This window comes from Acinetobacter sp. 'aerobic (ED)' (assembly GCF_904886855.1).
Lineage (GTDB): Bacteria > Pseudomonadota > Gammaproteobacteria > Pseudomonadales > Moraxellaceae > Acinetobacter > Acinetobacter courvalinii.
The window spans coordinates 144,419-157,447 of record NZ_CAJHGI010000002.1; the positions used below are offsets into that span (position 1 = coordinate 144,419).

General features: G+C 41.3%; 13 protein-coding genes. 11 read left to right on the forward strand and 2 right to left on the reverse strand.

The features are described 5' to 3' along the window. Positions 1-46 precede the first annotated feature (46 nt). The 9 genes from JO943_RS04200 (at position 47) to JO943_RS04240 (ending at position 9,448) form a co-directional block, all read left to right on the forward strand. Positions 47-439 (forward strand): hypothetical protein, encoded by a 393-nt coding sequence (locus JO943_RS04200; RefSeq protein ID WP_032871982.1) that lies wholly within the window; start codon positions 47-49, stop codon positions 437-439. Between the two features lie 184 nt (positions 440-623). Further along, the gene (gene prmA, locus JO943_RS04205) at positions 624-1,526 is read left to right on the forward strand and encodes a 50S ribosomal protein L11 methyltransferase (protein ID WP_005229571.1); all 903 of its coding nucleotides are present in this window, start codon (positions 624-626) and stop codon (positions 1,524-1,526) included. A 14-nt stretch (positions 1,527-1,540) separates the two neighbouring features. Next, positions 1,541-2,401, forward strand: coding sequence for a DUF3426 domain-containing protein (locus JO943_RS04210; RefSeq protein WP_202740073.1), 861 nt, complete (start codon positions 1,541-1,543; stop codon positions 2,399-2,401). A 374-nt stretch (positions 2,402-2,775) separates the two neighbouring features. Further along, the gene (gene fis / locus JO943_RS04215) at positions 2,776-3,045 is read left to right on the forward strand and encodes a DNA-binding transcriptional regulator Fis (RefSeq protein WP_001086304.1); all 270 of its coding nucleotides are present in this window, start codon (positions 2,776-2,778) and stop codon (positions 3,043-3,045) included. A gap of 80 nt (positions 3,046-3,125) precedes the next feature. After that, on the forward strand, positions 3,126-4,700 hold the full coding sequence (purH, locus tag JO943_RS04220; RefSeq protein ID WP_202740074.1) for a bifunctional phosphoribosylaminoimidazolecarboxamide formyltransferase/IMP cyclohydrolase: 1,575 nt from the start codon (positions 3,126-3,128) through the stop codon (positions 4,698-4,700). Between the two features lie 183 nt (positions 4,701-4,883). Then, positions 4,884-6,170: a phosphoribosylamine--glycine ligase gene (gene purD, locus JO943_RS04225; protein ID WP_005229564.1), complete on the forward strand. Its 1,287-nt coding sequence runs from the start codon at positions 4,884-4,886 to the stop codon at positions 6,168-6,170. A 609-nt stretch (positions 6,171-6,779) separates the two neighbouring features. Further along, positions 6,780-7,655 (forward strand): MetQ/NlpA family ABC transporter substrate-binding protein, encoded by an 876-nt coding sequence (locus JO943_RS04230; protein ID WP_009514678.1) that lies wholly within the window; start codon positions 6,780-6,782, stop codon positions 7,653-7,655. Positions 7,656-7,727: 72 nt separating this feature from the next. Then, entirely contained in the window at positions 7,728-8,756 is a 1,029-nt protein-coding gene (locus tag JO943_RS04235) for a methionine ABC transporter ATP-binding protein (RefSeq protein ID WP_202740075.1), read from the forward strand. Then, positions 8,753-9,448: a methionine ABC transporter permease gene (locus JO943_RS04240; protein ID WP_004654491.1), complete on the forward strand. Its 696-nt coding sequence runs from the start codon at positions 8,753-8,755 to the stop codon at positions 9,446-9,448. The genes JO943_RS04235 and JO943_RS04240 overlap by 4 nt, the downstream gene beginning before the upstream one ends. A gap of 46 nt (positions 9,449-9,494) precedes the next feature. On the opposite strand, the gene JO943_RS04245 is transcribed toward JO943_RS04240, so the two are convergent. Together JO943_RS04245 and JO943_RS04250 are read right to left on the reverse strand one after the other, a co-directional pair. Further along, on the reverse strand, positions 9,495-10,364 hold the full coding sequence (locus JO943_RS04245; RefSeq protein WP_032867391.1) for a histone deacetylase: 870 nt from the start codon (positions 10,362-10,364) through the stop codon (positions 9,495-9,497). Further along, positions 10,358-11,344, reverse strand: a complete 987-nt coding sequence (locus JO943_RS04250; protein WP_202740076.1) for a hypothetical protein — start codon at positions 11,342-11,344, stop codon at positions 10,358-10,360. The genes JO943_RS04245 and JO943_RS04250 overlap by 7 nt, the downstream gene beginning before the upstream one ends. A gap of 352 nt (positions 11,345-11,696) precedes the next feature. On the opposite strand from JO943_RS04250, the gene gloB reads away from it, so the two are divergent. Further along, positions 11,697-12,428, forward strand: coding sequence for a hydroxyacylglutathione hydrolase (gene gloB, locus JO943_RS04255; RefSeq protein ID WP_202740077.1), 732 nt, complete (start codon positions 11,697-11,699; stop codon positions 12,426-12,428). A 299-nt stretch (positions 12,429-12,727) separates the two neighbouring features. Next, the gene (locus JO943_RS04260) at positions 12,728-12,934 is read left to right on the forward strand and encodes a hypothetical protein (RefSeq protein ID WP_004771531.1); all 207 of its coding nucleotides are present in this window, start codon (positions 12,728-12,730) and stop codon (positions 12,932-12,934) included. The last annotated feature ends 95 nt before the right edge of the window (positions 12,935-13,029 follow it).

Here is a 13,029-nt window from a genome sequence, read left to right on the forward strand (position 1 = left end):
ATTTCTTATCCTAAAAAGTGCATAACAAATACTTTAGGAAAATGATATGAACACAAAGCTTTTATTTTCATCTCTTATTTGTAGCCTATGTTTTAGCGTAGCTGCACATGCGGCGGATACCAAAGCTACCCAAGACCCACAAGCCAAAAAGTATCAACAGGTTTGTAAAGGCAAAAAACAAGGTGACCCAGTTTCATTTGCGTATAAAGGCGTTGTTTTCAACGGTTCGTGCGAACCTAATGAAGCAGGTAAACTCGCATTCCAACCGCCAATGCCAGCTTCTAATGCTGCTGTAGACACACAAAGTCGTCTCTCTGAAACCCAGTCCGCTCCACGTCCAGTGAGCAGTGCTCCTATGGAAGCTGCGCCTGCGATGAGTGCACCGGCAGCGACACCTGCGCCGCCAGTTGCTCCTGATGTTGAACAGACTGCGCCATAATTGCAGCAAGAATAAAGAAGGTCTTCATGACCTTCTTTTTTTGTCTATAAAATCTAAAAACAATGTAATAGCGCTCACGCTGTCAAATATTTGCTGTTAAAATTGTAATCTGTCTATTTTATAATCCCTTTAATAAGTTTTAATCTATTACAATACCCACAAATACATTTATTTAGGTTTTCCTGTGAACTGGCTACAAATTCATATTACTGTTGATCAAAATCAAGTTGAACTGACCGAAACATTGCTTCTTTCATTGGGTGCGGTGAGTGTTACTTTAGATGATGCAGAAGATCAGGCCCTGCTTGAGCCGTTACCAGGTGAAACACCTTTGTGGAATAAAGTCATCGTTACAGGTATTTACCAACAAGAAGAAGATGACCCGATTGATGTAGATGCTTTGGAAACTTTCCTTAAAGCTCAACTTCCAGATGTGCCGATGCGCCATGAATACCTTGAAAATCAGGTATGGGAACGTGCCTGGATGGATTATTACGAACCGATTCAAATCAGTGAAAAATTCTGGATTGTCCCTGAATGGTTAGAACCGCCTGAAGCCGATGCGACCAACATCAAGCTTGATCCAGGTCTGGCTTTTGGTACAGGTAACCATGCCAGCACTTTCTTATGCTTACAATGGTTAGGCAAAACCGATGTTAAAGATAAAGTTGTCATCGACTATGGCTGTGGCTCAGGTATTTTAGGCGTTGCTGCCCTTTTATTAGGTGCTAAAAAAGTCTATGCAACAGATATCGACCCGCAAGCTGTACTCGCAACCAAACAGAATGCCGAGTTAAATGGCGTGCTTGACCGTCTATATGTCGGCTTGCCTGAAGAGTTTGATCAAGAATTCAAACCTCAACAGGCTGATATTCTGGTTGCCAATATTCTTGCAGCCCCACTGATGGCACTTGCGCCTGAATTCTCAACTTTATTAAAAAATGAGGGAGAGTTCGCACTAGCAGGTGTGATTGAAGAGCAAGTTGCTGATGTTTCTAGCGTTTACGCCGAGTTTTTTGATATATTAGAAATTGAAAAGCGTGAAGAAAACTGGTGCCGCATTTCAGGAAAACGAAAAACAAGCTGAGAATTTTATAAATTATGAGTGAAAAACAAACCCGCTGCCCTAAATGTTCAACTGTGTACAAAGTGACCCTTTCACAACTCAGTGTTGCACAGGGCATGGTTTGTTGCCCAAAATGCGTGATTAACTTTAATGCATTAACCAATTTGCTCGAAACAGACAGTGAGGCGACACCAGCACCCGTCAATCGCTCACTGTTTTCCTCGATCCAGCCAGATAGCTCATTTGCAGAAAAACAGATGCAGATCCTACGCATCTTCGACCAGAAAATTGAAAATTCCAATATTGACCTACTCACTTATTTAAATAACCTGAATTATTTTAATACCGAACCGGTTACCGCCCTGCCCAACCTGAATCTTTCAGAAGATGCACTTTTAATTGAGCAAGAAAATAATGACAAACAACATGGCTGGCTGTATTACACCCTTTGGGGTATCGGTAATATTGCCCTGATTCTGGTGTTTGCTTTCCAGATTTTATGGTTTAACCCGAAACTCATGCATGAAAGCCCGGCATTAAATCAGATGTTTAATTATGTCTGTGGTGTTTTCAAGTGCAAGATCAGCAATGAGCAATACCAGTCGCTGTCATTTGAGAAAGTAAAATTGAAACGGGTTGAGCAGGATGCCACAGGTTTTTCAGGCGTATTGCTTAATCAGGATGCCAATAGCGTTGTGTTGCCTCCAATAAAAGTGGTACTTAAACAAAATGGTGAAGCGATTTCATCTACGGTTTTAAAACCACAAGACTATTTAGTTGACAGTTTAAAAACGATTCAACGCATTCCATCCAATAGCCCTTTTCGCTTCGAATTTATCATTCCGAAAAGCAAAAATAGCTTCAATGACTATAGTTTAGAATTTGTACAGCCCTAAAAGCTCAAAAAAGTGACAAAAAAACAAAAAAAAGTGCAGTTAATTTGCTCACTTTTTCGCTGACAGTGGTATGATACGCGCCACGAATGCTTTGACCCACTTACTCCTCGTAATTTACAGACAATAAAATCGTTAAACGAACTGTGCTTTTACCCAATAAGCGCATTGTTGGTTTTTTTGTTTTTGAAAGTAGGCGGTAACAAATATTTAACTATTGTTACGCTTATTTTTTACACAACTCGAGGATTTGTGGCAAGCTAATAGTCCTTTTGTTTTAGAGTCACTGTTTTAGGATCTAAAACGGGGCTCAGTAATTTAGACCACATTTATATCACTTTACCCAAGTGATATTTTGATTTTTCGGATTAACACGCATGAATAGCAAATCTCCTATTTTTACGGCTCAATCTGATGTCGCTCTTCGCATCCATGTAGATCGCGCAGTTCGTCATTATTTTGCACAATTGCAAGGTGAGCAACCATCTCAAGTTTATGACATGGTTTTAGCAGAAATGGAGAAACCTCTTTTATCTGTGGTCTTAGAATATACTCGTGGCAACCAAACGCGTGCTGCTGAGATTTTAGGCCTTAACCGCGGAACTTTACGCAAAAAGTTAAAAGCTCACGGTTTAATGAGTGAATAATTGATAAAATGCTCACGTTCTCGTGGGCATTTTTTTTGCCTTTGTTTTAATCTGTAGACTTCAAACTGTTGACTAAAATCATGACTATCAAACGTGCTTTAATCTCTGTATCCGACAAAACCGGAATCGTTGAATTCGCTCAAAATCTTGTAGCGCTAGGGGTAGAAATTTTATCTACGGGCGGTACCTATAAGTTGCTTAAAGACAACAATATTGCCGTAGTAGAAGTTTCTGAACATACAGGTTTTCCTGAAATGATGGATGGCCGTGTTAAAACACTGCATCCAAAAATTCATGGAGGCATCTTGGCGCGTCGTGGTCTGGACGAAGCGGTGATGCAAGAACACAACATTGATCCGATTGATCTGGTGATTGTTAACCTGTATCCATTTGCGGCAACTGTGGCAAAGCCAAACTGTTCACTTGCAGATGCAATCGAGAACATCGACATCGGTGGTCCGACCATGGTTCGTGCAGCAGCGAAAAACCACGCTTCAGTGGGTATTATCGTTAATGCAGCAGACTACGACACAGTCGTAGCCGAGCTAAAAGCAAATGGTACGCTGTCTTATGAAACACGTTTCGATTTAGCAGTTAAAGCATTTGAGCATACAGCACAATACGATGGCATGATTGCTTCTTATTTAGGTGCACGCGTGGGTAAAGCAGAAGGCGAAGCGGATCTCTTCCCGCGTACCTTCAATACGCAACTGAATAAAGCACAAGATTTACGTTATGGTGAAAACCCGCATCAGAACGCAGCCTTCTATGTAGAAGAAAATGCAAAAGAAGCCTCTGTTTCTACTGCCAAGCAATTACAAGGTAAAGAACTCTCTTATAACAATATTGCAGATACCGATGCAGCACTTGAATGTGTGAAATCATTTGCGAAACCTGCTTGTGTGATCGTTAAACATGCTAACCCTTGCGGTGTTGCAGTTTCACTGGATGGCATCAAGGCAGCTTATGACCTTGCTTATGCAACCGATCCTGAATCAGCATTTGGCGGCATCATTGCATTCAACCGCGAATTAGACACTGCGACAGCACAAGCAATCGTTGATCGTCAATTTGTTGAAGTGATTATTGCACCAAGCATTGCGGATGGTGTACTTGAAATCACCGGTGCGAAAAAGAATGTACGCGTACTGGTCTGTGGTGAACTTCCGGCCATTGAGGCACGTGCGCCACAGCTTGACTATAAACGCGTTAATGGCGGTTTATTGGTTCAAGACCAAGACTTGGGCATGATCACTAAAGATGACCTGAAAGTTGTGACTAACCGCGCACCGACTGAACAGGAAATTGATGATCTTATCTTTGCATGGAAAGTTGCAAAATATGTGAAATCAAATGCAATCGTGTATGCGAAAAACCGCCAAACCATTGGTGTAGGCGCAGGTCAAATGAGCCGCGTCAACTCGGCACGTATTGCTGCGATTAAGGCTGAACATGCTGGTTTAGTGGTTGAAGGTGCAGTCATGGCCTCTGATGCATTCTTCCCGTTCCGTGATGGTATTGATAATGCTGCCAAAGCTGGCATTAAATGCATTATCCAGCCAGGCGGTTCAATGCGTGACGAAGAAACCATTGCAGCAGCAGATGAAGCTGGTATTGCCATGGTGTTCACGGGTATGCGTCACTTCCGTCACTAAATGATCTGAGTCTCAACGCAATCCCCCTAAATCCCCCTTTAAAAAAGGGGGACTTACTTTTTCACTCGAATAAGTAAGCTTGCTCCCCTCTTTCGCAAAGAGGGGTTTGGGGTAGATTCAGAGGGACTTTTTTATTCTGAACAGGTATATTCTTAGATACGGAAAAAGGGAAATAACTTTATAATGAATATTTTAGTTTTGGGTAGCGGTGGCCGTGAACATGCACTTGCATGGAAAATCGCACAAGATGCAAAAGTCACTCAGGTTTTTGTGGCGCCAGGTAATGCAGGCACTGCAACTGAAGACAAATGCAAGAACGTTGAACTCGATATTTTAGACAATCCAGCCATTATTGCTTTTGCCAAAGAAAATGATGTGGCATTAGTCATTGTTGGCCCTGAAGCACCTTTAGTGAATGGTGTGGTGGATGCAGCACGCGAAGCTGGTTTAAAAATCTGGGGACCAACCCAATATGCAGCGCAGCTAGAAGGTTCTAAAGCATTTGCAAAACACTTCTTAAAGCGCCACAACATTCCAACCGCTTTTTATGATGTCTTTACTGAAGTCGATGCCGCTAAAGCTTATGTAGAGCAAAATGGCGCACCTATCGTTATCAAGGCAGATGGTCTTGCGGCGGGTAAAGGCGTGATCGTGGCCATGACCAACGAAGAAGCTTTCGCTGCGATTGACGATATGCTTGCAGGCAACAAATTTGGCGATGCAGGTTCACGTGTGGTGATTGAACAATTCCTTGCAGGCGAAGAAGCAAGCTTTATTTGCATGATCGATGGCAACAACATTTTGCCAATGGCGACATCACAAGACCATAAACGCATTTTTGAAGGCGATGAAGGTCCAAACACAGGTGGTATGGGTGCTTACTCTCCTGCACCTGTGGTCACTGCGGAAGTCTTTGAACGTGTCATGAATGAAGTGATGCGTCCAACAGTGGATGGTATGGCAGCAGATGGTCACGTTTATACAGGTTTCTTATACGCGGGCTTGATGATTGATGAACAAGGTCAACCACGTGTAATCGAATTCAACTGCCGTTTTGGTGATCCAGAAACCCAACCGATCATGATGCGCTTAAAATCATCTTTGGTTGATTTGGTAGAAGCAGGTATTGCAGGTAACTTGCCAGCTGAAGCTGAATGGGATGAGCGTAAATCGATTGGTATCGTGCTTGCTGCTGGTGGTTATCCTGAAACTGTACGCAAAGGCGATGTCATTTCAGGTCTTGGTCAATCTCCAGAAGACACCAAAATTTTCCATGCCGGTACAGCAATGAGTGCTGATGGTCATGTGATTACTGCAGGGGGTCGCGTACTCTGCGTTACGGCATTAGGTGATACGGTACTTGAAGCACAAATCAATGCACTAGAGGTGTGTGGTCAGGTCACTTTCACTGGCATGCAATACCGTAGCGACATTGGCTATCGCGCCATCGCCCGTGAAAAAGCAGAATAAGTAAATCCTGTTAAAAAGCCTTCTTCGGAAGGCTTTTTTTATTCCTTAAATTGCATAATTTCCACTTCTATATTCATTATTTAAATATAAAATTCAGAAAAATATATATTTATGTTTTAATTCAACTTGCTACAGCCTTTTTTTAAAAAAACCATAAAACTATCATCAATTTATATTTACTTATGCTGAAATTTCTCTTAAATAATCATAGTCTTATACCTCATAGTCCACGCTGTTGCTCTGTCCCCTGCACTAATTTATTGCTATGATTGCCGAAATTTTAGATGTTGTTTTTATGTTAAATCAGTATTCTTTTTCATTGATTTCAAATGATTAGAATATTTAGCCTAACAAAACAAATTGCAGCTAAATCCAAATTTGATTAGAAAAAGATATGAATACCTTATTTCCCGCTGTATATATACTGAATGGGAACATGAATATTCATTTATTTTTCGCGTGTTGTGGAAAGGACTCTACTGAAAACCTCAAGAATAATTCACGTGATTGTTTGAGGACGATGCCAATTTACAACATACAAACCTATTGCAATCATTAATGCTCGAGAAAGGCTGATTTTCTCGACATTATTCCGATTAGGATTTATACATGAAAAAGCTGATTAGTCTTTTTTTAAGTGTATCGGTGTTATTACTTGCAGCTTGCAGTAAACAACCGGATACCGCATCTACCGAGCAAAAAGGTGATGCTGCTGCATTACAAACTGTTGTAATCGCTTCGACAGGTTCTGACGCCGATATCTGGCGTTATATTGCAACTTTACCTGAAACTAAAGCTGCAGGTCTAAAACTTGAAATTAAAAACTTCACTGATTATGTTGCAATGAATACTGCAGCAGCAAACAAAGAAGTTGATCTGAATGCGTTCCAGTCTTACGCTTACCTTGTGGCATTTAATGCTGCCAATAAAGATAAGATTGCACCTGTTTCAACCACCTATTTAGAGCCAATGGGGATCTACTCAAGCAAAGTCAAGAAAGTTGAAGAGTTTGCTGAAGGTGCCACCATTGCCATTCCAAATGACGGCGCAAATGAATCACGTGCATTATTACTTTTACAAAGCGCGGGCTTAATCAAGTTAAAAGCTGACTTTGATCCGGTAAAAGGCACACCTGCTGACATTACTGAAAACCCGAAAAAAATTGTGATCAAACCAATTCAAATGGCAACAGCTGTACGTGTTAAAGACGAAGTTGATGCGATTTTATTAGGTAATACGCTTGCAATGGAAGGTGGTTTAAACGTTCTGAAAGATGCAATCTTCTATGAGCCTGTAGATCAAAGTACCAAGCTGAATGTAAACGTTTTAGCCACTGCTGAATCGCGTAAAGACGATCCTGTATTGCAAAAAGTTGGCACGCTTTACCACACTGAAGCGGTGAAGAAATATGTGCAAGAACACTTCGCGGGTACGAAAGTTGACGTGAACAAACCAACAAGCTACCTCACCGAAGCAAATTCGTAATATAATGCTCTCAAATAAAACAGGCAAAGTGATTTTGCCTGTTTTTTCTTTTCTGCCATAGTACTGACGAACATGATCCAATTTAAAAACATTTCGAAACACTATCAGTTGAAAGGTCAAACGATCAATGCACTGGACCAGATCAATTTAGAGATCCCGGACGGCAGTATCTTTGGCATTATCGGCTATAGTGGTGCAGGTAAAAGTACACTGATCCGTTTGATTAATTTGCTTGAACGCCCGACGCAGGGACAAGTCATTATCAATCAAAAAGACTTTACTGCGATGGACGCACGAACACTTCGTCAAGAACGTGCAAATATTGGCATGATCTTTCAGCACTTCAATCTTCTTCAGACCAAAACCGTGTCTGAAAATATTGAGATGCCGCTTAAATTATTGGGGCACAGTAAAGCTGAACGGGATAAACGTCTGGCTGAATTGCTCGATTTTATCGATCTAAAACATAAAAAAGATGCCTACCCTGATGAACTTTCAGGTGGTCAAAAACAACGTGTTGGTATCGCACGTGCGCTGGCCAATCATCCTAAGATTCTACTCTGTGACGAAGCAACCTCGGCACTTGACCCACAAACCACCAAATCAGTTCTGGAACTCTTAAAAAAGATCAATCAGGAACAGAACATTACCATTGTCATGGTCACCCATGAAATGGATGTGATCGAATCGGTATGTGACTATGTAGCCGTAATGGAATCAGGTCATGTGATTGAAACTGGTCCAACCTTGGATATTTTCAGCCAGCCGCAACACCCAACCACCAAAACCTTTATTCAAACGGTTTTACAGCAACAATTGCCTGTCAATATTTTGAGCAATCTTGAACACCAGCATCATAATAGTATCTATAGCCTGCAGTTCCTCGGCACTTCTGCACAGGAAACCGTGATTCAGGCTGCGATTAAACAGTTTGATGTCAGTTTAAATATTCTGTTTGCCAACATGACCGAGATTAATGGCACCGTGATCGGACAAATGTTTATTCAACTGCTGGGCGATCCGTTGATCATTCAAGAAACCGTAAAGTTCCTTGAACTTCAAGGCGTGAAAGTAGAACAATCTGGAGTGGTCAGCCAATGAGAGATTTAATTGTACAATGGCTCACGCAAGTCACTGCTCCTTTTTGGCATAGCTCGCTCTCGATCGACCAGTTTGTAACGGCGCTGCAAGAAACTTTCCAGATGGTCTTCTTCTCTTTGCTATTTGGTTGTATTTGGGGCTTGATTCAGGGTATTACCCTGGTCGTAACCCGTACTGGTGGCATCTTACAAAATCGTGCGATTTATTATTTCCTCAATCCGATTGTGAATGCCCTGCGCTCCCTACCCTTCATTATTCTTTTGATCGCTGTGATTCCACTCACTAAAATGCTGGTGGGTACATCGATTGGCACATGGGCTGCGATTGTACCGCTCACTATCTATGTTGGGCCATACTTAGGTCGTTTGATTGAAACCTCTCTGCTCGAAGTCAATGAAGGTATTGTGGAGTCCGCTCAGGCTATGGGCGCGTCACCATGGCAGATCATCTTCAAGTTTATTATTCCTGAAGCACGTAGCTCCCTGATTCTTAACCTGACCACAGGCACGATTTCCCTGATCGGCGCAACAGCAATGGCAGGTGCAGTCGGTGCAGGTGGTATCGGTGACTTGGCAATTTCGTATGGTTATCAACGTTTCGACACCAGCGTGGTGATTTTAACCGTAATCGTGTTATTGCTACTGGTGCAAATGGTACAGATGCTTGGGGATTGGTTGGCTAAATTGCGCTAATCAATTACTTCAAAAAAAAACGCTCAACTTGAGCGTTTTTTGTTTTTTAGTTGGAAAAATAGATTTCATTGGCGGCCTTGAATGTATTGACATGTAAAGGCACCAAATCATCCAGCGCCTGATATCCTCCTGCCAATACAAACAAGAGCGGAATTTTCATTTTCTTGGCCATGTCAAAGACAATACGATCCCGTTCAAATAGCAACTCAGTGGTCAACCATTTAGAACCGTATTTATCATGTTGATGACAGTCCATCCCGGCCTGATAAATCATCAGATCCGCTTCCCAGCGTGATGCATATTGAAAAGCCTCAAAGATCGCCTCTCGATACAAATCAAAATTTCCCTGTTTTGGATGAATATATCGGGTCAGACTACGTTCACCCGCCTTGCAGCCAAAACGGATGCCAAAAATGCCAAAATTAATCAGGTTGGTCATACGGTTGGTAAAAATAGCCGTACCATCACCCCCATGTTGATCACAATCCAAAATGAAGATCCGTTTCTCAGGATATTGCTTGGCGACCAGTGCCAGACCATTAAAAGTGCAATACGCGGCACCCGATTCATAACTGGCGTGATGAAATCCCTGAGCAATATTGGCAGCGATTCCTTCTTTCAAGGCAATCTCAGCGCCTCGCAATTGTCCCGCCTGAACCGATAAAATCGCATCTCTCAACTGCTCGTTCCATGGCTTAAAACCTTGAATGGTGGCGAATGCCGATTGCCCTGATAGAAAAGCATCGACGTAGTGTGGATGATGTAGTTTTCTTAAGATCTCAATATCAATCAGCCCTGGATCAACCAGCTCTGCCATTTGATGCGTACGCAGCACATCGGCAACAGCGGTGAGTTTTTCCATACTATTGGTATGCGTCTGTGCAAAATATCGCGGAGAGTAACAAGCCTTTAGCATGGATGTCCTACATAAATCTGATCTTTGGCAATATCCATCAGCTGACTTAACTCAGTGCTATCCGGTCTGAATAATCCATTATCGACCTGTTGTTTAAAATGATAACCAAATGCCCGCGCACGATGTTGTGGCGAAACAGCCAAGGTGGTTAGACGTAAAAACCAGAAACCATTCATTTTGGCAATCGGGATCACATAACCTTTATATTGCTTGTTTTTATGCTTTTCGAGTTGTTCAATCTCATAATGTGTAGAGAATAAACTGCCTGCCGGTAATCGTACTCCATTCATCATTAAAGGAACCAGACTGATACAGGAATGGTTATCCCCCATATTCAGCTTTTCCATCATAACCGGTTGATCCTGTTGATCCACAAAAATATTGATTTCGCCCTGCCGTAATAAACGGTGATGGGCGATACGCAAAAAGAATTTTTCCGCCATGGGACAAGAACCCACCTTAGGCTTTTCAGCCAAAGCCTGACATTCAATCATGTCGAAATCCTGCGCTGTATGAGGAAGGATAATATCGGCAAGCAACTGACAGATCAGTTTGCTTTCTTCGAGCTGGGCATATTGATGAATATTTCTAAGTTTGGCTTGGAATTCCACTTCCTGTTGCAAATATTGAGTAAATGGTTCTTGCGCAACCAAACGCTGTAAACATTGCTGGACATCCGCATTCATATCCAGATTACGCCATGTTTGCAGTGACAGGCCATAAGAAGCAGATTGATTAAGAATATTTTTCAGCGCTTTGCTTTCATAATCTTCAAAAATGCGTAAATCCTGAAACCCGACCGGATCACGCACCTGCGAAACAAAATCTGCAATCACCCGCGTTGCTTGTGTATAGCCACAACCTCTGCGCTCTGTTTGATGGCTAAAGTGTTCATTTAACATTTCTGTCAGTTTGGCAGAGAGCGGATATAAATATTTTTTAAAAATCATGACCACTTCGTGATCAGCCACATCAGACATAAGCTCCCCCTGCTTTGTTATGATGATTTACAACGACCTCATCCTTATTTTGTTAAATCTAATTTTTAAATAGTTTAGCTTTAATAAAGTATTTCTTATAGGATCAAAGATGAATATAAATCATTCACTTATAAAACTTTTCTTTCATCTTTATTGAAAATACAACACTTGTCAACTATTAATAAATTGCGTGGATATCGACGTCAGAATCTGCCTTAAAAAGTCAGTATTACTGTACAAATGCAGCGCTTTTTTGCACTGAATGACATTTGCACTTAAACTAGAGACAGGCACTAAATATTTAGTACCCCACCCACAATAACCACATGCAATAAAGATTCAGGATTCGGTCATGCACTATAAGATCCATGTCATTGACGTCAAAAATGCCTTAAAAAATTATATCTGGTTATTGGAAGATACCCGCAGCAAAGAAGTTGTTGCGGTCGATCCCACAGAAGCCGATCTGGTCACTGCCTTTTGCCAGCAGCATCAACTCACGCTGAAACAGGTCTGGCTAACCCATTGGCATCCAGACCATACCGCTGGTGTCCCTGGCTTATTGGCCAATCAGAATATTGAAGTCTTTGGCCCGCGGGATGAATTGAGCAAAATCTCTCTCATCTCAAATCCGCTACAGAATAATGATCATTTTCAATTTAATGATCTGAAAATTGAGGTGATCGCAACCCCAGGCCATACCTTAGGTCATATCACTTATTTTATTGAAGAAATGGATAGCCTGTTCAGTGGTGATACCCTGTTTGCAATGGGCTGCGGGCGTTTATTCGAAGGCACAGCCGAACAAATGTACCATTCCTTAAATCGACTGGCCGCATTACCTATCCAGACCAAAGTGTATTGCACCCATGAATATACCCTTGCCAATGGCGAGTTTGCCTTGACTGTCGAGCCACATAATGTCGCCTTGCAAGAACGGATGCGACAGGTCAAAGCATTACGTGATGCAGAGCAAATTACCTTGCCGAGTAGCATTGAACTGGAACTTGCAACCAATCCATTTTTACGTACTGATAGTGCTGAGGAGTTCGCGCGCATCCGTAGCCTGAAAGATCAGTTTTAATGATTGATGTTAATTTAAGCGATTCATTTTCTACGCTTCCTTTAAGCTAGAAAATGAAATCATTTTTTACATTTGTCATGAAATATTTATTTAAAAAATAATTTTTAAATCCCAAAAATTAAAAATAGTTTAGTATTTAAATTCAAATAGATATAAAAACACTAGATAAAATTATACTTAGAAAAATTACGCTAATTTTACATTACTTACACGTGGCAAAATAATTCTATGTATTGCCCCTTTAAAAAAATTTGGCTGACCCTTATTAATAAATACATGTTCACAAGGAGATCTCTGGCATGAAAAACAGAGTTGTTAAAGCAAAAAACGTATTGGCTTTCCGTATTTGGTTAGAAAAATTGGGATATTCAGTTAAAAATCTTACAGATAACCGTGGTTTTACCTTCAGCTTTAAAAAAGAATATGGTTTGGTGACAGGCGATCTCTCTGGTAATGCTTTAGCAATGCAGTTGGGTGAAGAATTCGAAGATCATTTAAAAGCCTAATGATAAAATTTCCAAAACACGAGGGTTCCAAAGGGATTTGGAATCCTTGATTTATAAAGATAAGCATAGTTCCAACTTTATCTCCCTTTTTAATT

Bases quoted from the DNA above. Each gene is read 5' to 3' on its own strand.
- JO943_RS04235 (WP_202740075.1), top strand. From the start codon at position 7,728: ATGATCCAATTTAAAAACATTTCGAAACACTATCAGTTGAAAGGTCAA.
- JO943_RS04240 (WP_004654491.1), top strand. From the start codon at position 8,753: ATGAGAGATTTAATTGTACAATGGCTCACGCAAGTCACTGCTCCTTTT.
- JO943_RS04210 (WP_202740073.1), top strand. From the start codon at position 1,541: ATGAGTGAAAAACAAACCCGCTGCCCTAAATGTTCAACTGTGTACAAA.
- JO943_RS04245 (WP_032867391.1), bottom strand. From the start codon at position 10,364: ATGCTAAAGGCTTGTTACTCTCCGCGATATTTTGCACAGACGCATACC.
- JO943_RS04200 (WP_032871982.1), top strand. From the start codon at position 47: ATGAACACAAAGCTTTTATTTTCATCTCTTATTTGTAGCCTATGTTTT.
- purH (WP_202740074.1), top strand. From the start codon at position 3,126: ATGACTATCAAACGTGCTTTAATCTCTGTATCCGACAAAACCGGAATC.
- gloB (WP_202740077.1), top strand. From the start codon at position 11,697: ATGCACTATAAGATCCATGTCATTGACGTCAAAAATGCCTTAAAAAAT.
- JO943_RS04230 (WP_009514678.1), top strand. From the start codon at position 6,780: ATGAAAAAGCTGATTAGTCTTTTTTTAAGTGTATCGGTGTTATTACTT.
- JO943_RS04260 (WP_004771531.1), top strand. From the start codon at position 12,728: ATGAAAAACAGAGTTGTTAAAGCAAAAAACGTATTGGCTTTCCGTATT.
- purD (WP_005229564.1), top strand. From the start codon at position 4,884: ATGAATATTTTAGTTTTGGGTAGCGGTGGCCGTGAACATGCACTTGCA.
- fis (WP_001086304.1), top strand. From the start codon at position 2,776: ATGAATAGCAAATCTCCTATTTTTACGGCTCAATCTGATGTCGCTCTT.
- JO943_RS04250 (WP_202740076.1), bottom strand. From the start codon at position 11,344: ATGTCTGATGTGGCTGATCACGAAGTGGTCATGATTTTTAAAAAATAT.